Source organism: Pediococcus damnosus (genome assembly GCF_001611155.1).
GTDB lineage: Bacteria > Bacillota > Bacilli > Lactobacillales > Lactobacillaceae > Pediococcus > Pediococcus damnosus.
The window spans coordinates 1,023,584-1,045,289 of the sequence record NZ_CP012294.1 but is presented as its reverse complement, the minus strand read 5'-3'; the positions used below and the strand labels follow the sequence as shown (position 1 = coordinate 1,045,289).

25 protein-coding genes and 2 pseudogenes are annotated in these 21,706 nt (G+C 39.7%); 4 read left to right on the top strand and 23 right to left on the bottom strand.

The annotated features are described in order from the left end of the window. Positions 1 to 46: 46 nt before the first annotated feature. On the top strand, positions 47 to 496 hold the full coding sequence (locus ADU73_RS05040; protein WP_046871357.1) for a DUF2188 domain-containing protein: 450 nt from the start codon (positions 47 to 49) through the stop codon (positions 494 to 496). A gap of 79 nt (positions 497 to 575) precedes the next feature. On the opposite strand, the gene ADU73_RS05035 is transcribed toward ADU73_RS05040, so the two are convergent. From ADU73_RS05035 to ADU73_RS04975, 13 genes are all read right to left on the bottom strand, one after another. Then, positions 576 to 1,748, bottom strand: coding sequence for a MalY/PatB family protein (locus ADU73_RS05035; RefSeq protein WP_046871356.1), 1,173 nt, complete (start codon positions 1,746 to 1,748; stop codon positions 576 to 578). Then, positions 1,748 to 2,614 carry a DUF3737 family protein gene (locus tag ADU73_RS05030; protein WP_046871355.1) on the bottom strand — a complete coding sequence of 289 codons (867 nt, stop codon included), beginning with the start codon at positions 2,612 to 2,614 and terminating at the stop codon, positions 1,748 to 1,750. Before ADU73_RS05030 ends, ADU73_RS05035 begins: the two co-directional genes overlap by 1 nt. Positions 2,615 to 2,676: 62 nt before the next feature. Beyond that, positions 2,677 to 3,000, bottom strand: coding sequence for a carboxymuconolactone decarboxylase family protein (locus tag ADU73_RS05025; protein ID WP_046871354.1), 324 nt, complete (start codon positions 2,998 to 3,000; stop codon positions 2,677 to 2,679). Positions 3,001 to 3,003: 3 nt separating this feature from the next. Next, on the bottom strand, positions 3,004 to 3,417 hold the full coding sequence (locus ADU73_RS05020; RefSeq protein WP_046871353.1) for a cupin domain-containing protein: 414 nt from the start codon (positions 3,415 to 3,417) through the stop codon (positions 3,004 to 3,006). Positions 3,418 to 4,010: 593 nt separating this feature from the next. After that, on the bottom strand, positions 4,011 to 4,754 hold the full coding sequence (locus ADU73_RS05015; RefSeq protein ID WP_046871352.1) for an SDR family oxidoreductase: 744 nt from the start codon (positions 4,752 to 4,754) through the stop codon (positions 4,011 to 4,013). Next, positions 4,738 to 5,283 carry a flavodoxin gene (locus tag ADU73_RS05010; protein ID WP_081036065.1) on the bottom strand — a complete coding sequence of 182 codons (546 nt, stop codon included), beginning with the start codon at positions 5,281 to 5,283 and terminating at the stop codon, positions 4,738 to 4,740. Before ADU73_RS05010 ends, ADU73_RS05015 begins: the two co-directional genes overlap by 17 nt. A gap of 147 nt (positions 5,284 to 5,430) precedes the next feature. Then, entirely contained in the window at positions 5,431 to 6,018 is a 588-nt protein-coding gene (locus tag ADU73_RS05005) for a pentapeptide repeat-containing protein (RefSeq protein WP_046872392.1), read from the bottom strand. Further along, positions 6,019 to 6,906 carry a LysR family transcriptional regulator gene (locus ADU73_RS05000; RefSeq protein ID WP_046872391.1) on the bottom strand — a complete coding sequence of 296 codons (888 nt, stop codon included), beginning with the start codon at positions 6,904 to 6,906 and terminating at the stop codon, positions 6,019 to 6,021. A 130-nt stretch (positions 6,907 to 7,036) separates the two neighbouring features. Further along, positions 7,037 to 8,617, bottom strand: a complete 1,581-nt coding sequence (locus tag ADU73_RS04995; protein WP_062913237.1) for an MFS transporter — start codon at positions 8,615 to 8,617, stop codon at positions 7,037 to 7,039. 5 nt (positions 8,618 to 8,622) lie between these two features. Then, positions 8,623 to 9,171 carry a PadR family transcriptional regulator gene (locus ADU73_RS04990; protein WP_100212786.1) on the bottom strand — a complete coding sequence of 183 codons (549 nt, stop codon included), beginning with the start codon at positions 9,169 to 9,171 and terminating at the stop codon, positions 8,623 to 8,625. Positions 9,172 to 9,573: 402 nt separating this feature from the next. Continuing rightward, complete coding sequence (locus tag ADU73_RS04985; protein WP_046872389.1) at positions 9,574 to 10,158, bottom strand: uracil-DNA glycosylase family protein; 585 nt, start codon at positions 10,156 to 10,158, stop codon at positions 9,574 to 9,576. A gap of 17 nt (positions 10,159 to 10,175) precedes the next feature. After that, positions 10,176 to 11,933 (bottom strand): GmrSD restriction endonuclease domain-containing protein, encoded by a 1,758-nt coding sequence (locus ADU73_RS04980; protein ID WP_046872388.1) that lies wholly within the window; start codon positions 11,931 to 11,933, stop codon positions 10,176 to 10,178. Positions 11,934 to 11,984: 51 nt separating this feature from the next. Next, complete coding sequence (locus tag ADU73_RS04975; RefSeq protein ID WP_046872387.1) at positions 11,985 to 12,764, bottom strand: Cof-type HAD-IIB family hydrolase; 780 nt, start codon at positions 12,762 to 12,764, stop codon at positions 11,985 to 11,987. 204 nt (positions 12,765 to 12,968) lie between these two features. Between ADU73_RS04975 and ADU73_RS04970 the strand changes: the two genes are divergently transcribed. The 3 genes from ADU73_RS04970 (at position 12,969) to ADU73_RS04960 (ending at position 14,577) form a co-directional block, all read left to right on the top strand. Then, positions 12,969 to 13,406, top strand: coding sequence for a MarR family winged helix-turn-helix transcriptional regulator (locus ADU73_RS04970; protein WP_052694564.1), 438 nt, complete (start codon positions 12,969 to 12,971; stop codon positions 13,404 to 13,406). 12 nt (positions 13,407 to 13,418) lie between these two features. Beyond that, positions 13,419 to 13,739: a DMT family transporter gene (locus ADU73_RS04965; RefSeq protein WP_046872386.1), complete on the top strand. Its 321-nt coding sequence runs from the start codon at positions 13,419 to 13,421 to the stop codon at positions 13,737 to 13,739. Between the two features lie 76 nt (positions 13,740 to 13,815). Continuing rightward, entirely contained in the window at positions 13,816 to 14,577 is a 762-nt protein-coding gene (locus tag ADU73_RS04960) for a sulfite exporter TauE/SafE family protein (RefSeq protein ID WP_046872385.1), read from the top strand. 68 nt (positions 14,578 to 14,645) lie between these two features. Here the strand turns inward: ADU73_RS04960 and ADU73_RS04955 are convergent. From ADU73_RS04955 to ADU73_RS04910, 10 genes and pseudogenes are all read right to left on the bottom strand, one after another. After that, positions 14,646 to 14,909, bottom strand: a pseudogene (locus ADU73_RS04955) (group II intron reverse transcriptase/maturase); the annotation flags it as partial. A 59-nt stretch (positions 14,910 to 14,968) separates the two neighbouring features. Continuing rightward, complete coding sequence (locus tag ADU73_RS04950; protein WP_062913236.1) at positions 14,969 to 16,336, bottom strand: ISLre2 family transposase; 1,368 nt, start codon at positions 16,334 to 16,336, stop codon at positions 14,969 to 14,971. Between the two features lie 125 nt (positions 16,337 to 16,461). Further along, a pseudogene (gene ltrA / locus ADU73_RS04945) lies at positions 16,462 to 17,589 on the bottom strand (group II intron reverse transcriptase/maturase); the annotation flags it as partial. Between the two features lie 104 nt (positions 17,590 to 17,693). Further along, positions 17,694 to 17,891: a hypothetical protein gene (locus ADU73_RS04940; protein WP_046870766.1), complete on the bottom strand. Its 198-nt coding sequence runs from the start codon at positions 17,889 to 17,891 to the stop codon at positions 17,694 to 17,696. 233 nt (positions 17,892 to 18,124) lie between these two features. Further along, positions 18,125 to 18,340 carry a DUF3923 family protein gene (locus tag ADU73_RS04935; RefSeq protein ID WP_062913235.1) on the bottom strand — a complete coding sequence of 72 codons (216 nt, stop codon included), beginning with the start codon at positions 18,338 to 18,340 and terminating at the stop codon, positions 18,125 to 18,127. 26 nt (positions 18,341 to 18,366) lie between these two features. Continuing rightward, positions 18,367 to 18,906: a helix-turn-helix domain-containing protein gene (locus ADU73_RS04930; protein WP_052694497.1), complete on the bottom strand. Its 540-nt coding sequence runs from the start codon at positions 18,904 to 18,906 to the stop codon at positions 18,367 to 18,369. Positions 18,907 to 18,995: 89 nt separating this feature from the next. Then, positions 18,996 to 19,430, bottom strand: a complete 435-nt coding sequence (locus ADU73_RS04925) for a GNAT family N-acetyltransferase (protein WP_052694498.1) — start codon at positions 19,428 to 19,430, stop codon at positions 18,996 to 18,998. Between the two features lie 14 nt (positions 19,431 to 19,444). Then, complete coding sequence (locus ADU73_RS04920; RefSeq protein WP_046871407.1) at positions 19,445 to 19,771, bottom strand: bacteriocin immunity family protein; 327 nt, start codon at positions 19,769 to 19,771, stop codon at positions 19,445 to 19,447. A 94-nt stretch (positions 19,772 to 19,865) separates the two neighbouring features. Continuing rightward, a complete protein-coding gene (locus ADU73_RS04915) occupies positions 19,866 to 20,561 on the bottom strand; it encodes a GTP pyrophosphokinase (RefSeq protein ID WP_062913234.1) in 696 nt (231 codons plus the stop codon). Positions 20,562 to 20,659: 98 nt separating this feature from the next. Then, on the bottom strand, positions 20,660 to 21,622 hold the full coding sequence (locus ADU73_RS04910; RefSeq protein WP_046871409.1) for a 2-hydroxyacid dehydrogenase family protein: 963 nt from the start codon (positions 21,620 to 21,622) through the stop codon (positions 20,660 to 20,662). Positions 21,623 to 21,706 lie beyond the last annotated feature (84 nt).

Below are 21,706 nucleotides of genomic sequence, written 5' to 3'. Positions count from 1 at the left end.
ATTAACTATAGACAACCACTAATCGTTATTTTAAGGAGGATTTTTTATGTCCTGGGACGCACAAGATTACCCCGCTTCAATGAAGAATATGAAAGAGCTTGAACGGAAAAAGGCCATTGATATCGCTAACGCTTTGCTTGCTGACGGTTATCCCGATGATCGCGTCATTCCCATTGCCATGAAACAGGCCGAACGCTGGTATGCCGATGCAAGTCCCAAAGAAAAAACAGCATTTAAGAACACACCTAGCCCGACAAAACACGATAACCATGATGGCGATAAAAGCCATTCTCGTCTTTTAGATGCCAAGGAAACTGTCTACTACGAAGATAAGCAATGGCAAGTTAAAGCTGAGGGTGGCAAACAACCTAGTGAAAGTTTTTCCACCAAAGAAGCTGCCATCAAACGAGCTCGTGAAATTGTTAAAAACAAAGATTCAGCCGTTAAAGTTTACAAAAAGGATGGCACCTTACAAGATGAAACGCATCCCCAGTAATCTATCCAAAAAAATGAACTAATCGATGTGCTCTTGATTACTATCTAGTAATCTTGAACTTCAAAGATTAGTTCATTTTTTACTTTTGTGTCTTAAATTCTGTAATACCTTTTTTCAATCGGTGTAAGCCATCTTCAACCATCTTGGTTGGGCACGCAATATTCATGCGCAAGAAGTAACGACCATTACCACGGTAAACCGTCCCTGCTGACAAAAACAGCCCCGTTTGTTCGCGGATAAATGCCGTTAGTTTTTCGGCATCATCAGTAACTTGACTCACATCAAACCACAATAAGTACGTGGCATTTTCGGATGCCAATTGAACTTCAGGAAGTTCAGTTGAAACAAACTGATCAACCACTTTTCGATTTTCAACCAGTTTAGCTTTTAAGGCATGTAGCCAATCAGCACTTTGCGTATACGCTGCAATGGTCGCCGGAATTGCCAATAGATTGGGCTCGCCCAGTTCATCGTTATTGATGCCTCGATTAACTGATTCACGCAAATTTTCGTTGGGTACAATCACCGTCGCCGCATGCAAAGCAGCCACATTAAAGCTCTTGCTTGGTGAAACAGTCGTAATTGTGTGTTGAATCAAGTCAGCTGGCAATGAAAATAAGGGTGTATACGTTGGCTCACCAAATACTAAATCACCGTGAATCTCATCGCTCAACAAAACAACATGATGTTTTTTGCATAAAGTACTAATTTGAATCAACTCATCACGTGACCATACCTTACCAATCGGATTATGCGGATTACATAAAATCATCAACGTTGTTAGGGACTCCGCCAATTTCTTTTCTAAATCTGCAAAATCAATGGCGTAGCTGTGCGCCTGGCGATCATAAACCAAGTCACTTGATAGCACATGGCGGCCATTGTTTTCGATGGAATGATAGAAAATATCGTAAACTGGCGCCTGAACGACCACGTTATCACCGACATGACTAATGTGTTGGACAACAGCTGAGATTGCAGGTACAACGCCTGTACAATATAGCATCCACTCCGTTTGCGGACGAGCTTGATGTTCCGTTGCATACCAATGGGCCACTGCTTCAAAATAAGCAGCTTGCGGTTCTTCATAGCCAAATACCCCAAAATCAACTTTTTCACGCATTGCTTTTAGAATTGCGGGGGCCGCTTTAAAGTCCATATCCGCAATCCACATGGGTAATTCGCCATCTTTTACGTGCCATTTGATGGAATCTGTCCCGCGACGAGAAATTAATTGATCAAACTCACCCATTATGCTGACCTCTTTTTTGAAATTCCTTTATCTGTCACAATTGTTGTTTGATCTGGATTAATTTTGGTGGTATCCAAAATCACCTCGCCAATTGACTGCGCATGAATTTTCCCACTGATCGGATTCTTCACACTGGTAATATTAGACTGAATATCAGCATCAATATCACGACAATATTCAAAGGCCAAGTCCGTCTCCAGCAAACGACAATTTTTCATAACTAAATGATCGATGTAACACAGACCCTGATCACTTTCGATTGTACAATTAACTAACGTCAGATTTTTCGTGTTCCAACCTAAGTATTCACCATTAATTACTGAATCATATACAGTGACATTTTCACAGTTCCAAAAAGCATCCTTGCTAACTAAAGTTGAATTATGCACTTCCACATTTTTGGCACCATCAAACGCATAGTTACCCATTAAATCCAGATGATCTACATAAATATTGTCACTATTCATCCCAAAATAGTTGCCACGCGCCTGAACGTTTTCAATGCGAATATCAGAACAATTCCACAACGTTTCGTCCGCATCGGAAAAGTGATCATTTTTCAGCGCAATGTGATGCGCGCGCCGAAACAACTTCGGAGCCTGTAAGGTACTATTAGTAATCGTAATATCATCCGTGTACCAAATCCCCGATCGGGACATGGTTTCAAAGATTGTGTGATCGACATTAACATGTTTGCTGTACCACAATGGATATTTCCACTTAAAAATAGAATCCTTCAATTCAATATTGTGACTCTCTTTTAGTGGTGATTCCCCCTCACCAAACGTGGTGCGCGTAATTACGGCATCCTTTGCGGCAAACAGGGGTCGTTCGCCTTCAAAATACTGATCTGTATACTCTGTCATTCGTTCTCTCCTTCTTAAACACAAAAAGGCTTAGAAAAAATATCTTCTAAACCTTAACTTAATTAATCATCTGCATAAATCTTTTTAGCAAGTCCAAATGCTGACCATGCCTTTGGCCAACCTGCATAAAAGGCCAAATGGGTGATAATTTCGACCATTTCATCCTTAGTCACGCCATTTTGTTTGGCAAGCTTCATATGTGATTCCAATTGTGGGAATAATCCCTGGCTCATCAAAGCCGCACAGGTAATCATGCTACGATCACGTGCTGATAATTTATCTTCACGAGACCAAACTTCTCCATATAGGACATCATCATTTAATTCAGCAAATTTAGGCGCAAATTCACCTAAATTGTCACGTCCTGCAGTTTGTTTTTTAGCCATTTTCTAGTCCTCCAATGCGTTATATTCTTTATCAGAAACTGGTTCTAACCATTCTGGTGTTCCCGCCGTGATGGCAACATGTGAGAACCAACTGTCTTTAGTAGCACCATGCCAATGTTTCACACCATCGTGAGTCACAACCACATCACCAGGATGTAATTTTTGTGCGGGTTTACCTTCTTCTTGGTACCAACCTTCGCCGCCGGTCACCAATAAAATTTGATACCCATTATGATGGATATGCCAATTGTTACGACAACCAGGTTCAAAAGTAACATTGCCAACCCCGACATTAATATCTTTTTCACCAACCAAATTATTTAAATAACTTTGGCCTTGGAAAAATTGCTGAAAGGCCTCATTTTTAGCACCGACTGCAAACAAACCGTTTTTTACTGCTTCTTCATTTTTTACCATTATAAAATTCCTCCAAATTCAATTTTTACTATTCACTAATTATGGTAAACCTTAGAGTGCACTTTAACGCAAGTATTAAAGGTTGAAAGTATCAAAATCACTTCGATAACTGATGTTAAACGACTTAGCCTACAAAAAATAGTCTAAAATGCCGTCTTCCAGCAAATTTGGGCTGGAACGTAGTGGGCACGACTTAGAGCCGAAATACACGTCTCTAAGCTCGGCCTTTATCTAAGCGAAACCCGCTAAGATAAACGGCACTACTGAGCCCATTTGCTTCCAGACTAAGTCTTATCTTTGCAATCTACACAGCAATATAAAGGTTGTTATATCAGCGTTACTGAGCATTATTGAAACATCAAACATTCTTAGTCCGGAGGCGATTGGTCTCAGGGGTGAAATTATCCTTAGCAATTCATCGCTTAGGATAAGGCCGAGTTTGAAGACAAGTGTTCCTCTTGGCTTCAAATCGTGCCCACCCCGTTCCAGACCGGGTGAGCCGTAGAACGACAGTTAACCTAATTTCGGTGGACTAAACCGTTTAATGGTAGTAACTGAAGTCATTTTTGTACTTTCAACCTTTAGGCAAGTATTTAAACTTGTTTCGTTGGATAAATTGTAAATTCATTCACATTAACTGATTCTGGTTGATCGATCGCAAAGTTAACTACGCGGGCTACCGCGTCAGGTGTGATCCCAACTTGCTTGTAAAACTCACCCATATTATCAGCCACTTTTTTATCAGTAATTGAGCCTAATAATTCGGTATTGATTGCGGCAGGATACAAAGACACCGTTCGAATATTTGTCCCTTCTTGAGCACTTTCCATCCGAATGACCTCCATCAAATTACGAACCGCAAATTTAGTGGCGCCATACACACCGGATCCAGCAAAACTCTTGATTCCAGCGACCGAAGAAGTGGTAATGATTTGGCCACTCTTTTGTTTCGTGAAGATTGGCATTACGGCGGCAATGCCATTTAAAACACCCTTAAGATTGATATCAACCATGTCATTCCAATCCTTTGTTCGTAACTCACTAATTGGTGAATTGGGCATGATCCCGGCATTGTTGAAAATAACATCCAGTCCACCAAACTTTGATTTAGCTAAATCAACTAAAGCCTGAACTTCATCTGGTTTGCGAACATCAGTCACGCGATACGCAGCCTGGCCACCATCAGCTTCAATGTCCTTCACAATTTCTTGTAAACGTGTTTCGCGACGCGCACCCAAAACTACTTTAGCACCATTTTTAGCAACCAACTTAGCGGTTGCTTCGCCGATGCCACTTGAAGCTCCTGTAATAACCATTACTTTATCTTTTACTGACATATTTTTCTCCTTTTTTTCCTAACCAATTATTCACTGCACATTGCGCACAGGTCACTCGCGAACCCCGCACAGCTAATCCTTTTTGGACATCAGATTCTGGCAATAATTCCTGCAGTTCTTGAAAACTACGCCCGAACCCACTACCTTCATGCGTACAAAACGGATAAACACTTTTGCCCCTTAAATCGACTTGCTGCAAAAATGTTTGAATCACCATTGGCAACGCTCCCCACCAAATCGGATATCCTAAATAAATGACATCCTCATTTTGAAAATCATGTTTTATTGACCCGATTTCTGGTGATTGTTCAAATTTCATTTCCTGTTTAGCGCGCGCCAACGTTGCTTGATAGTCAACTGGATAGGCCTGTTTGGGGATCAACTGCACAAGTTCACCATCCACTACCTGGGCAATTGCTTTCGCAACCACTTCAGTGTTTCCAAACGAAACCTGTTGATGTTTGCCATCCAGCAATGTCTCTCCATTATGTGAAAAATAAACCACTACCGGCACGTTTCCCATCTCCATTCCAAGTAACGCCGCTTGACTACATAGGTTATCCTACAGCGCATGTGACTAGGCGTCTAATGCTTAAATAAATGGCACATATGCCCAGAAAGCATAGTCTAAGCAACAAAAAAGTGATTACCCATTGCGGTTAATCACTCATACCATCTATTTAACAACCACGCCTAGCACACCAACCAGCGCACTTGCTTGAAATTGATTAATAATTAATCCATCGAGATCCTCTGGTAAAACTTCCAAGACTTCAAATTCACTTTTAGATAGGTCAACTTTTTTTAGCTTCGAGCCGATAAAACTAGCGGCATCAAAATCACAGTCCTTGGTCACAAATCCGGATTTAAATTCAACGTATCTAAAGTAGGTTTCTTTAAAACTAGAAGCTTGGGCGGTACATTTTGTAAATTTCGATTCACTAAAATTAGCGTAATCCACCCGACAATCATCAAAACTGCTGTCCTTCCAGTTGTTATCAGAAAAATCAGTGCCCAGTAAATTACAGGTATTAAAGTGATCTCGATAAAAAAGACTCTTTTCAAAATGATAATTCGCAAAATTCATGCGTTCAAATGTGCAGTCCAACCACTCACCAGAACTAAGGTCGGTTTGTTCAAACGTGCAGTCATTGAAACTTACGTCCGAAACCTTGAACTTTTCAGGCGTTGCCAAGAACGTACAATTTTCGTAGCGCTCCCCTGAGACAATCTCAGCTACTTGGAGTTTCTTATCTTTTATCATCTATTTCTCCTCAAATGCCTGTTTAAACCGTTTCACCAATTCTGAAACCACCGGCGACAAGACTCGATTTTTCCGCCAAGCCAGCACACAATTTGTTTTTACTTCCGGATTCAAAGGCAAAAATTTAAGTTTTCGGACGTTACTGTCAATCGTAGCTCCTTCAATGACCAAAGCCGCCGCAATTTGCCGTTCCACTAACGGCAAAATATTATAATGAAGGTTAAAATAGCCAATGACATTTAAATTATCAACTGAACTCCCGGTCCAACTAGAAAGCAGCGTACTGATCTCCGAACGGGCACCCATCATCAGCGGAACGCCACCCAACTCATCAGGGGTAATTGATTCTTTTTGCGCTAAAAATGAATCTTGTGAGACTAGTAGACCCCATTTTTCGGTTCGTGGTAACGTCAAAGTATGATATTTATCGGTGTTAATCGGCTCTAATAAAATGGCCATATCAACCAAGCCTTTATCCAAATGATCCGTAATGTAATCACTTGTCCCCGTCAAAACGGTAAACTTAACTTCCGGATAATCCCGAATAAATTCCTCCAGCATCATTGCCATGGTGTCAGAGTTGTCAGCTTCCACGCAGCCAATCCGAATATGGCCACTGAACAATTGGCGCCGCCGATCCACAAAGGCTTGTTGCGTGGCCTGGGTGAGGTCCAAAATTTCTTCTGCTCGACTTTTTAGAAACAAACCTGCTTCAGTTAGTTCCAAACGATTTTTTTCACGCGTAAATAATGGTGAGCCCAATTCTGTTTCTAATTCCTTAATCTGACGACTAAGCGTAGGCTGTGTGATGTGTAATTGCTCTGCAGCTTTTGAAACGTTGCCCGTATCAGCTACTGTCCAGAAATAACGCAATAACCGTAATTCCATCTGACTTCCTCTTTTCTGATTTTTATTAATTCAAGTATACATCAGTGGCATGGATCTTAAGCGTTCATGCCTTTTATGAACACAAAAAAATAGAAACAAAGGCAAATCCCTTCGTTTCTAAGTATGATTCTTATTCGACATTTTTATTATTTTCTGAAATTTCAACCGAGCTCACATGATTCTTCAACAAGATTGCAGCTGCGAGGCCCCCAACAATCACGATGATTGCTGCCACAATTGACACGGTTCTCATGCCGCTATCATAGGCTCTAATCACGACCTGCTGAAATTCATGGGCAAACGGCGCGTGACTTATTCGTGTTGAAAAGGCAATACTATGACCAGAAAATGGCCCTGCTTCAACTAATGCCTTTTTCAATCCTGAAAATGCGACAGCCGGCATATTAACTGATCCAAGATGAGCGTTCAAATAGTTCTCATATTTCGTATCCTGTACCAGGCCTAACCCAACTACTCCGACGGTGGTTCCGATTTGCCGAAACACGTTTAGCAAGCCAGATACCATCCCCATTTCACTGGGTTTAACACCCTCCATACCGGTTGTGTTCAACAGCGGATTAACCATCCCGTTGGTAATTCCCATGAGGACCATTCCTGGCCATAAAGTTTCAAAACTAACTTTGGGACCAACCGCGTGAGCCACCAGCAAAAAGCCTGCGCCACCGACAAATAAACTGATACTAATCATCCATTTTTTTGAATAGCGAGAACTCAAGATTCCCACAATGGGGCCTAAAATTAAGGACCACATACTCATTGTCAACTGCCGAATTCCAGTTTGTAGTGCTGAATAACCGATATAATTTTGCATTAAGGCCGTTAAAAATGTATTAAATGAATAAATACCGGCTCCCAAGGCAAAGGCAACAATCACAATTCCGATGAAGTGCGGCCGCTTAAACATCTTCATATTGACCATTGGTGAATCAACATGTAACTCAATGATTACAAAAATAATTAACAAGAGCAGCCCACCAATTAGGTAGCCACTTACTTGCAAGTTCAGCCATGACAAATGAGGCTTACTTTCTTTGACAATTAAGCCATAAATCACGGCAAACAATCCCAAGGCAGAAAAGAGCATCCCCATCAAATCAATCTTCTGACCTTTCCCATAACTTGGCGTTTCATTTACGTAAACCATCGTTAAAATAACGGCAATTAAGCCCACTGGGACGTTTACGTAAAAGATTGCGGGCCAACCAAAGTGTTCAATTAAGAAGCCCCCAATTAAGGGCCCAGAAGCTGTGGAAACCCCGATGACAGATCCTAAGATCCCCAGTGCTAAACCGCGATCTTTGCCATCGAAATTCGACGTGACTAACGCCATCGATAATGACATCATTCCGGCACCACCAATTGCCTGCACACCACGACCAATGTCGAGCACTAATAAATTAGTCGCCATGCCGTTGATAGCTGAAGCAATCACAAACAAAACCAGTGATCCCAAGAAAATTTTCTTTCGGCCATACATATCACCTAGTTTAGACATAATTAATAGGCTGACTGCGTATACCAACATGTAGGCATTTAACACCCACTGTAAATTAGTAAAGGTAGTATGAAAATCAGTTACCATCGTGGGTAACGCAACGTTAACAACCGTCACATCTAGCAATCCCATGAACACACCCATACTCATAGCAAGCAAAGCAATCCATTGCTTTGCACTTGTCTTATGTTCCATTTTTTCTATTCCTTCTTCTGTTTAATTTGTGTACGCGATTTATCAATCCAAGTCTGTTTGGTTTCACAGATGGCAATGCTAAGTTCTAGTGACCGCACACCCCATTGAAGTGAATCGTGATTACTTTCTGGCTCCTGTAATTTATGTTCAAGATGCTCACGAACACTCCGATAAATATTTAAATCGGTTTGGTTTGCATTTTCATATTCTTCAAGGATTTGTTGCTGGGTAGCTTCATCCACGCCACCCATGCCATGAAATTTAAATCGATAAATAGATTCGCGTTTGGCATCCATTGGCACTGGTGAACTCATCAGTTCTTTAAAACGCTCGATTCCCTTTTGAGTAATATGCATCATTTTTTTCTTCCGCGGATCGGTTTGCTTTTCGTTAACTTCAATGTAGCCTTGAGCAGTTAACCGATTAAGAAGTGGGTACATTACTCCGTTAGAAATTTCTCGCCGAGGGACCAAACTACTTTCAAGAACGCGTCCCAATTTATATCCGGACATATCCCGAGTTCCTAGCATTCCTAAAATTAATAATTCGTACATGTTTACCTCCATATGTCGAAACGACTTATCTAATATAAGTCTTTCCGACATATTATGCAAGCTTTTTTCAAAAGTGAGCGGAACAAAGTGATTAAACCACAAGATCTAAGGGTGACGGCGGTGGGATCGCAATCCCGCCAGAGGCGCACTTAGATGTTGTGGTTTGCTTTGTGGAGCTGTCCTAAAAAAGTGAGCGGAACAAAGCGGTTAAACCTCAAGATCTAAGGGTGACGGCGGTGGGATCGCAATCCCGCCAGAGGCGCATTTAGATGTTGTGGTTTGCTTTGTGGAGCTGTCCTAAAAAGTAGAACAAAAAAATAAGCAACTGAGGAAAATTACTTTTTCCCGGTCGCTTAGGTTACCTTATATTAGTTTTTCACCAAGCACTTAATACACGCCTGCTCAGTCATCCATAATTTGCCGAATTTCTTGCTGCAAAATCGGCACGATATCCGTGTTAAACCAAGCGTTTTTATGCATCCATCCATAATTTAATGGTGAGGGATGCACTAGTGGAAAGTATGCTGGCTGATAATCTGCATAGTGACGTACTGTTTCTGTCAGCGTTGGTTGTCGATTTTTTTGAAGGTAATATTTCTGAGCATATTGCCCGATCAACAGCGTTAACTTTATATGTGGCATCAACTCTAATACTGGCGCATGCCATTTTTCCGCAAAGCCTTTACGTGGTGGTAAATCTCCGTGAGCGCCTTTACCTGGATAGTAAAAATCTAATGGCATCACCGCAATTTTTCCAGAGTGATAGAATTCATCTTTACTCAATCCCATCCATGTACGCAATCGATCTCCACTTGGATCGTTCCAAAACACCATGGATTGTTGTGCCTTTCTGCTTGGGGCCTGACTAATAATCATAATCTCGGCACTGGGTTCCACAAAATATAACGGTTGGATCCCTTGATTTGTATATTGGGCGTTTTGAGGATCAGCCTGAATAGCTTTAAAGATTTCTGCCGCCGTTTTCATGGATTACCCCTCCATTGTTACAAAGATTCAAAATATTCCCTGATTTTATTTGCGATTAAATGCCTTCTTAATTCCAAGAAATGAATGTAGTCTTCTGATTCAAAATTTTTCAACTCTATCGGAATCGCATTATCTGCATGATTTTCTTCACTAGCATATTCCGTTACTTTAGCATCAGCTAAATATTTTTTGGGAGATCTGTCACTAATTTCCAGATTACGTGGCTGGGTTAACCACGTAAAGTTAGCAACTTGATTAAACTCCGCCTGTTTAAATCCGTTACTTTTCAAATACGCTTTTGGAAAAATATGATGCACATTTCCTTGCTCTGTAATAACTGACTTAACCGTATGGTCCTTTTCTAGCCAAATAACACCATTTCTATAGACCTGTGACATTTGGAAAACACGCCAAACACCACTACTGGTTGATGACGTAACTAATTTTTCAGGTAATGTAACTTCCCAAAAAGAAGAAACAAGCTCTTGATTAAAAACCTTTCCTGCAACTGCTTTTTGATTTGAAACATTCAAAAAGAGCTTAATATCTGCTTCACTTTGTGTCTCGGCCGAACCACTATAGCGTTGTGTAATTGCTGACATAATAATCCACTTTTTGACAATTGTTTCCAGCTCCGATTGGGTCAATTTCTGTTTATCTAATACCATAAAAAGCATATAGCCAAAATTGAATGTCCCTTTTCCGTTCAAGGTCAATGTGCCCGAACCTATCATACCCAAATTATTTAAAATCATCATATAACGCTGAAAATTGGATTGATTAGTAAAGTCCCAAATTCCTTGCTCTAGTAACTCATATGTATGCTTTTGTGCTTCTTCTGTATAGCTCTGTGTCTTGAAGTCTCGTCCTGAAACAAGTGCAATTAATTCTGAATGTTTGCCTCGACCAAATTTTGTACCCAAAACAACATGAAACATATCCGAAAAATTAGGTGTATATAGATTTGAATATTCATTAGCTGCCCATTTAATATGTTGAAAGAATTTACTAGATACAAATTCAGGATCTGTATCTTTTAAGTTCCTAATTAATCCAGGATCTACTAACAACTGAGAAAAATATTCAACAGTTTTACGCAGAGTATTTCCACCATGTTTAGTATCGGCAGCAAGCTTAGACATTATGAAATCAGCAGATGACAACACCGTTCCTTTAGAATTAATTCGATTAAAAATTTCTGTTACAGAATCAATATCCAACTGTGGCGATATTATGATATTACCAATATCATTGTGAACTAGATTCAACACTTTTTGAATCTTAGGATCAACTGCTTCTGGTGCAACGTCATTTTTTCGCGCAAAATCAGTAATAAATGTAAAAGCTGAATAGCTTGGTTTAAACAGTTGTGCAATATCAGCAATCCAACGTTTATCTTTTTCAATTGCTGGAGTTGTTGTTGCAAAACTCTCTGTAAATGGATTAAAAGCAATTTTAATTCGATACTTTTTGAAATGATTATCAACAATTTCTTGACCAGAAATAGCTGCTTTTAAAGCTGTCATTCGTTGTTGACCATCAATAATAATCTGTTTACCAATTGCGGCTTGCCCATTTTTTAGATGAACTGTCGGATTAATCCACGTGATAATATAGCCAATTGGAAATCCGTTATATAAGGAATCAATTAAATCCCTAACTTTTACTGAACGCCAAACAAATGGGCGCTGTAATTCAGGCAATCCCATTTCACCCGAATCAATCCAATTTAATAGTGTTTCAATTGAATTATTTTGTACTTGGTATTTATTCATTCTGCACCATCCTTCTTATTATCATTATACTAATTTTGAAAAATTTAATTGTTAGATCAAATCAAAATGCTTCAATCCATTAACAACACCATGCTCGCGAAAATCTGTCGAAACGAACTCGGCCGCCGCCTTAGTTTCTGGGATCCCATTTCCCATTGCCACGCCATGGTCCACCGCATGCATCAAGGACACATCATTAGGGCCATCCCCAAATCCGAACGTTGGGACATCAGTTTGCCCAATTGCTTTCAAGGCTTGGGAAATTCCAGTTTGTTTACTAACACCCTTCAAAACAACATCAAGCGCGAATTCAATATTTCGATAAAAATCAAATTCCGGGAACTTTGCCTTTAAGACAGCATCGTCAGCTTTATTTTTAGTCAAAGCAAGCATCATATATACCGGGCTAGTTTCATAACGCTGTCTATCAACCGTTGGCACCGACATATTGAGAAAAGAGTATCCTTCCTTCATTGCGGAATTCACCCCAGTTGCCCACTCATCATAGGCATCGTAAAGGGACAGCGCAATATCATGATCATCAGAATACGCCATAAATCGTTTCAATAATGGCATTGGTACACTTTTGGAATAAACCTGTTGCCCATTTAACGCAACGTACTGACCATTCAAGGCCACAATCGAATTAATATGGGTTGTTTGTAGAACACCAGCAGCAACTCCTGCCGAACGCCCCGTCGCAATTACGGGCAAAACCTGATTATGTTTTAGCGTTTCAATGGCGGCTAAGACATCATCATCAACTCCGTGCTGTTCGTTTAAAAGCGTATTGTCTAAATCAAAAAAGACGATTCCACGATATTTTTTCATTTTTATTTTCCTCGTTATCATTCTATAATCCTCGTTCATAGCTTTGTAAGCGCAAACTAACGTACTTAAAATATACACGCTTAATTGGCTTAATTCAACAGATGCTGCAGATTACCAACTGCTTAATTTAAATAAAAGTTGTAATTAGTCCTAATATTTACTATACTAGGTTAGTAAATATTAGGACTAATTTAGGAGGATCTTTTGCCAAAATTTCAACAACAACTTACCCAACTAAGTAAAGAGCTCAATCAATCTGAGCGTTTTTATCGCCAGTGGGCCAAACAACAGGGTATCAACTACAATCAATTAATCACTTTATATGAACTGTATACCCAAGGTCAGTGTACCCAAAAAGGTATTTGTGAAATTTGGATCGCTTCAAAACAAACCATTAATACCATTTGCAATGTCTTCATTAAAGACGGTGTAATCCAGATTAGTGACAAAACTAATGACGATGGACGTGAACGTTTGCTAAAGCTAACCACTAAGGGTACCCGCCTCGCTAAACCCATCGTCGATAAATTACTGGCTTTGGAAGCCGACGTATCTGGTCAGCTTGGTACCGAAACCCTGAAATTATTAATTAAAAATATGCACAAACTTAACGTGGCATTCGATGCCCATTTAGAGAAATAGGAGACTAATAATATGATTTGGTTAGAATTAGTTGTTGCCGGAATTTTTGAAACCGTTTGGGCAACCACCATGAAATATAGTGAAGGGTTCACAAAACCAGGATTTTCAATTGCAACGCTTGTAGCCATGACGGCAAGTTTCTTGCTTTTAGCCCGAGCCACAAAAACATTACCTCTAAGTATCGCTTATCCAATTTGGACCGGAATTGGTGCCGTTGGCAGTATTTTAGTAGGCGTTATCTTATTTAAAGATAGTTTGTCTCCTTTAACATGGATATTTGTTGGCTTTTTATTGGTTGGAATTGTTGGCATTAAATTAACCACAGGTCATTGAAATTGAATCAAAAACTGAAAAGAACTAGGATTAAGACGTTTATTTGAGGATATCTGAAACAAAAAGAGGGTAAATCATGCTTCAATTTGCGTTATTAATCGTAATTGGTTTCTTCGTTGGCCTATTTGTCATTTCAATGGGTGGTGGCGGTGGTGCCATCTATTTAGGTGTCTTAACAGCCGTTTTCAACTTGGCGCCCGCATCGGCTGCGGCCACTTCGATCGTCACTGCCTTACCATCTCTAGCAATTGGATCTTGGTTATATTATCGTCAGGGTCAAATTAACTTTCACCTCGGGAATACGATGCTAATTTCTGCGATTCCATCTGTAATCATTGGGGCATTGATTGCGCCCTTTATTCCTACAAAACTTTATAACTTAATCATTGGCTTAATTCTTTTTGTGTTAGGTGTTCAAGTTCTGTATAAACTCAAAGCCAATTCTCGCACACAAAATCCACATTCTTCCAAGGTTTTGCCTCTAATCTTTGGCGCCATTAGTGGATTAATGGTCGGCGTTGCTGGTTTAAGCGGTGGTGGCCCAATTACAGCCGGATTGCTTTTAATGGGAGCGTCGATGATTCAAGCTTCTGCAACTTCATCTTATGTACTAATTTGCATGTCTATCATCGGGGCACTTACCCATTTATCTGGCGGCCAAATAGACTGGTCAGTTGGCATTTGCTTAATGGCTGGTTCCATCATTGGCGCTGCTATTGCTCCAAAACTTATGAAAAAATTTGCTGTTGGCAATGGCGCCGTCGTTTTAAAAGTTATTATGGGTGTTTTACTGATATTTATGGGAATCAAAACTTTTCTAAAATCGAGTAGGAGGTAGTTGATTAATTCAACTACCGACCTCTCACACCACCGTACGTAAGGATCCGTATACGGCGGTTCAGTAATTTAAGCACTTTGAATGAACTGGAGTGTCTTGGTTAGATTCATTAATCCAAGGCGTTCCAGTTTTTCATTTGTTAAGGTATATAACAAGGTTTTACTATGCGCTGTACGCCAGTAACCCTTACGGGTATTGGCAGACTTAACCGCATCACTTGTAGATAATCCTAATCGTTTCAAGTTATTTATCTTTGTCTTGGTCTTCTTCCACTGTTTCCAGATATACTGCCGTATACGAGACCTTAACCATTTGTCCAATGTCTGAATAAAAGGTATGTGTCAAGTTTTCCTAGGTGCCTTATAATCAACCAAATATTTATACACAATAATTAGTTTGAAAATATTTTTGCCATTGCTCCGATAGGGCTACTTGTTGGGGCATCAACTGGTATTTTACCTGAAAGAACTCCAATATGCTTAGAATGGTGCTTGTTGCTCAGCTGAGCTGGACTCAACGTCTTCAATGATTCCGTAGCGATCTCAATCGTTAGCTCTTGTAACTTTCTTAAACCACCACGTAAGTATTTATCTAGCTTACCGTTTACCCGAGCTTCAATTAATTTCAACATAGCCTCAAGGCCCTTTTCGGACCATACTTTGCCTTGCTTTTTCATTCGATACGTGTACGCTCTGTGTGAGCTTTCAACGGATCCCAATTTGCCGACCCTCATGAAGCCACGATCGTGTGGAGACTTTATAAACTGCCAATTTCTTGCCAAATATTGTCTTAGGACCCTTAGGCTCTCAAGTTCCTTATCAGTTTTAATTTGCGACTCAAATGTATCTAAAATAACGTTTAACTGATTCTGATCATACAGGCTAACGCTCTTAACGGCCTTATCAACCAATGGATTAAATAAACCAAAGGTTTGTTTAATCTTTTTGACAAAGTGATACCGATCGATAGTAAATTCAACTCTTTGAGCACTCGGAACTATTTCTCGCATACTTTTCGGGTTATACCCTGGGCTACCATCACTTGCTGTAAACACGGTCATTTCACTGATTTTATAATACTTCTCAATGTAGTCAGTTACTCGTTTTTGAACCTTTTTTTGATTGATACCAACAAACTCAACTTTGTTTGATCTTGTTCCATCTAATCCTGATTCAAAAACAATGTAATGGTGGACGTCTTGTCTTCGTCGATTAATTTTGTGTATCTCAAAGGCATCGCCTTCAACCACTAAGTTTTCAACTTTTCGTTTCTTAACTAGTTTCTCTTCGGACGATTTTTCTTCTGTCTTCACGGTATCTGCCATGTCTCTGATAATTCGGTCTACTGACCAGGCACTAATATCCGTCTGACTTGCCAGATTGATCATTGCGGCCGTATTTCTCATCGTTGTCGTTTGCCCAATTTTGGCAACGACACTTTTAAAATAAGGTGAAATTCTTTTTCTTTCTTCCAACTGAAGTTGTTCATCCAACGGGAAGTAATAACTTCCATTGGGTCGAAGATAACATCTTCTTTCAAAATTCACGGCGCCAAACATAAACTCAATTGTTCTGGCCTGTCGATTAATGAATGTATTTTCTGCCGGAATTGATGGAACGAGTGTTTCATCTAATTGCCTCAGATATTCAGCTACAACCAGCTGGAATGACTTCCTAAGATGAAGAATTACCTGCTCCTCTAAATCAAATAAACTGTCTAAATTTCCCAATGATTCAATAAAATCTGCTAAAATATACATGAAAGACCTGTATCCTTTCCTTTAATCTTCGTCGATTAAAAGGCTACAGGTCTTTTTCTATATATTCAACTCAAAATGAATATTCCTAGAATTTTATTGACCATCTAGGAAAACCTTACACTAACAATAAAAGTAGTCATCTTTCCAACAGAAAAATATTGGATCCAGCCGCGCATCTTTTGCTGAATTTCTTGAAATATCTTGTCAGTTGACACCCCACGATTGCGCTTAGTAATTTGCTTAAGCGCTTGCTTAATTCTAAGCTTGGGTTCTTTGGCTGGTCGTACATAAGCACCACCATGTCCGACTCCCAATGAAAATCCTAAGAATTTTAGTCGTAGAGGTGATCCAACCTGTGTCTTCTTTTGATTGACCGTTACTTTTAGTCGACCTTCCAGAAAATTAGAGATACTTTCAAGAACTCGTTGCCCAGCTCGCTGACTTTTAACGTAAATATTACAGTCATCCGCATATCGGACAAATTTATGGCCTCGTTTTGTCAATTCTTTATCAAGTTCGTTCAAATAAATGTTGGCTAACAATGGTGAAAGTGGACCTCCTTGGGGAGTTCCTTTTTCACTGCTTTCAAATAAGCCATGATTCATGACCCCACTGGTTAAAAATCGACGAATCAATTTTGTTAACCATGGATCATTCACGTATTGTTCAATGAACTTAATTAATAAATCGTGGTTCACAGTATCAAAGTACGCTTTTAGGTCTAGGTCAACCACTCGGTGAAATCCTTCGTTATAAAATGAAACGACCTGTTTAATGGCTTGTTGGGCACTTCTTCCTGGACGAAAACCAAAACTACTCTCTGAGAACGCTTGCTCAAACACTGGGCTCATAACTTGGGCTACCGCCTGTTGGACCATACGGTCAACAACTGTCGGAATTCCTAATTTACGGGTACCTCCGTTGGGCTTGGGAATCTCTACTCGTTTAACCGGCGCTGGTTTATATGTGCCATTTGCTAGTTGTTCAAGTAGCTCTTTCCGGTGTTCTTTCAGGTATGGCAAAAGGTCTTCAACGGTCATGCCGTCTAAACCAGCTGCTCCTTTATTCTTGGTCACCCGTTGATAGGCTAAATTCAGATTATTTCGGGCTAAAACCAAGTCTTGAAACTTAATGCCACTCATTCTTGTATTTTCACCAGAGGCAGTGCTACGCGCCCCGATATGCTCTTGGTCTTCCAGACCTGCCATCCATCGGTGGTCAGCTATTTGTTCTGTTTTCTGCGATTTTCGCACTGCTTCCACCTCCAATATCAATTACGAGTTATTACTGTTCGGTCCTTCGTTCACTTCGTGGACTACTATGACCTCGGCTGACTCCTGCATTACTCAACATTCCATCACTGAAGTGCTTGTCTTTGTGGAACATAACGTTCCTCTTGTCGGAAACGTGTAATACAGGTCTCCCCGGGTAAGAACGCTAACTTTCGTACCATCTCACCGTTGGCTTTACCGTCATGACTTCGAGTAGTATCGGACTTCAGTTTGTTAGGCAACCTTATCCAGTCATTTCGGCCTTGTAGCCACTTCTTGTTCATCGGTGCAGTACTTCGCCTGCGGCTTCCTTCGGATTCCACTTCACAGTGGACACCCTTGCCATTGGCTCATGGTTCCGACTACTACGGCCCATAACGGACTTTCACCGCCTAGTTAGCGCCCATGCCGGGCGCACCTAAAAATGTGAGCAACAAGACAAAAAGTGTCTTGTTGCTTACATTTACTTATAAATAACTATCCAGTCGAAAAAGCTTACTTTACTTAACTTAAAAAACTATTCTTTTCTATTATGAATCACTAAATAAACCACTAGTTGACAAACTATCACTAACAAGAAAAAAATGCCAAGGACCACTAAAGCAGTCTCTTTAGCTTGTGGCGTTTGAACCACCCCAGCACCATCTACTTTTCGAAACAAAATAAAAATGAAGGTACCAAAAAACAAAACCACTAAACCAATGTTAACCATCCACCAGCCTTTAAACTTCATATTCTCACCTAGCTCTCAAAAACAAGTTAAATGAACTTCAGTTTGAATCCCCAATAATAAATTGCGTCAACACTTAACAAGCACCCCGTCAAAGTATAAACAACTTGTAAGCTAAAATTCATTAAAAACAGATTTCTCCAGGCCGAAACAAACAGTACCAATGCCAACAAACTACTTCCAATAAGTAACTCCTTCCATCCAAGTTTTCGTTTCAAAAATAAAACAAGCAACAAGATCAGCAAGGCAATCAACAAATCTGAAAACAACAGCATTGATACAGTTGTTGCCACAATTAATCTCCCAGTAATTAAAACAGCCAGAGCAATCCCGATATTCCACGTCTTATTTTTTGGTCTTACTTGTTTTCTGCCCATCAATTCATCTGTTGTGACATTTAAAAGAGTTGCAAGACGGCTAACCATTTCAATATCAGGAAAATTGCGACCTGTTTCCCAACTTGAGACTGTTTTGCGCGAAACATAAAGTTGTTCCGCTAACACTTGTTGCGTAAACCCTCGCTGTTTTCGAAATTGTTTTAGCATTTGCCCAAAATTTGCATCGGCCACATTGAAACCTCCTCATAATAAAAATAGTTTTACTCAAAAGTCGAGCTAGTATCACTAGCATTCCTATTATCATGAGCATTATTAAAAAATTACTTATCTGCTTTCATCGTAAATTCAATTTCTTTGGTAGCAGCATCTGTATCCTGTTTCACAATTGAAAAGCCCTGCGCTTCATAAAACTTCACGGCATGCTCATTTTTTTGATACACACTTAAGGTCAACGGCAACTGTAATTTTTTAGCTTGCACAACCAATTTCGTTCCTAATCCTTGATTCTGCATATCTTTTTTGACAAATAATCCTGCAATATAGCCATCTACAAGCCCCAGAAAGCCACAAATCAGGTCATCTTGTGTAGCCAAAATAAGTGTCGCTTGCTGAATCTGTTTAGCAACTTCATCATAATTGCTACGCCAATAACCTGGATCTATGAAATCATGAGCTTGGCTATTGCCCATCAACCAAATATGCATAACTTGCTTCAATTGAACTTCATTAAGTTCATTCACAATTTCTATTTTCATAATTTACCTCAATTTTAATTAAACGGCCCAAAAGTGATATGGGTCGCAATGAGTCCGTACCCAAGATTGGCATCTCTTAATTGCTTTTCACTAAGGTTACCCAATTGATCTTTCACATACGCATATAAAATTCGACTGTTATTCGGAAAACTCATGGGTACGATATAATTTACTCGATAATCTTCCCATATTTCTCTACATACTTTTAATTCATCGGCCCCCGCAGTCAGTTCTTTTGCGCGTTTCAACAAACATTGCTTATACTCAAACGGCTGATTGCTAAGATCTTCCCCATAAGCCGCATCAATCAAACTAAATAACTTTTCAGACTCGCTTTCCATATTCTACACTCCCCCATTTTGATAACATGTTTCTTATTACTCCATAAAAATAGCACATTTGATAAGGAACATCAATGTGCTTATTTTTGAAGCTCTAGACTTCACAGTTATTCAATTTTTTGTAAATTTTTTGCATTTTAGTTTCAATTCCGGATAGCTCTTCAGCGTACCCATGCAAATCATTGCCATACTGGGCGACCAATTTATCATCAATATCCGTTTTATAACGTAATTTATGTTCCAAACTCGCCCACATATCCATGCCAACGGTCCGAATCTGAATTTCAACGTTAACATCATGACTTCCGTTGGATTGAAAAACCGGCACAGAAACCACCACATGTAAACTCCGATAACCGCTTGGTTTCGGGTTTTTGATGTAATCCTTACATTTTATCAATGTCACATCTGATTGACTTAAAAGTAATTTTTTAATCAAATAAACATCGTCAATATAATTTGTAATCACCCGAATTCCAGCGACATCAAAGATATGATTTTTAATATTATCGATAGTCAGGTCGTAGCCTTTACGGTTCATTTTTTCTGCTAAACTTTGGACATCTTTCATCCGCTCTTCGATATGATGAATTGGATTGTGATCATAGTTCACCTGAAATTCAGAATCAAGATTCTCTAGTTTCGTTCCAATTTCGTTTGCACCAGCTTCACCTAACTGGTATAGCTGCCCTAACTTTTGTAAATTTCTGATATCTGGCATCCCTTTTGGCCATTCAAAGTTGGTTCCTAATTTGTCAAAGTTCATAAAATTTCTTCGCTCAAGTATCACAAAAATCACTCCTAATTATGACCTATTTTAGCACTAGCCAGTCAAAACAACGATAACTTGGCATAATTTAAGGATATTTAAGTTCAGAATCAGCCAGGCTACTGATTAACAACATATTTAGCTTTTTTGCCATCGTTTATTAAACCAATATTATCGGCCACAATCTTTCCCATGGCATCCCGTGCTTCAACCGTTGCATTGCCAATATGAGGCGTCAAAATAACGTTTTTCATATCTTGTAATCCAGGAGTCACAGCTGGTTCATGTTCATAAACATCCAGGGCAGCCCCTGCAATGTCTTTATTTTTCAAAGCATCCCTTAACGCCGCTTCATCAACAATTGGTCCCCGACCCACGTTGACCAAGGCTGCGGTTGCTTTCATTTGCTGAAAAACATTTTGATTGAACTGATGATAATTAGCTGAAGTTTGCGGCGCATTAATACTGATAAAATCACTCGTTTCAATTAATTCATCAAAGGTCACATATTTTACCCCAAGGCTTCGTTCTTCAGGATCCGACTTTTGATGCGGTTGCCAATACTGGACTTTCATTGAAAGGGCGGCCGCTTTCCGCGCAACTTCTTGACCAATATTCCCTAAACCAACAATTCCTAAAGTTTTTCCAGCAATTTCGTGCCCTAAGAAATAAAGTGGCGCCCAACCTGGAAAACCGTCTTTACGCATCTGCGCGTCACCTTCCACCATTCGATGACTCAAAGCTAAGATTAATCCAATTGTGACTTCCGCTACTGGATTTGTCGAAACGATCGGGGTGTTGGTCACCACAATCCCTTTTTCCTTAGCATAGCTAGTATCAATATTATTGAAACCAGCCCCAAAATTAGCGATTAGTTTCAGGTTTGGCGCGTGATCAATAATTTCCTTATCAACTTGGGTTGAAAGGGCAGTAATTAAATATTTTGCATCTTCTACTTGCGCCATCAACTCTTGATGTGAAATTAATCCTTCACCAGCATAAACCTTGTAATCCAACTGATGGGCTTTCAAAATCTCTGTCGTGATTGTTGGTAATTCTGCTGCAATATAAACTTGACTCATTTTTACATTCCTCCTAAAATATATTTACTTCTACGCCTGCATTATTGCCTAAATTGCAAATAACTACAATAACGCACTTTTTAG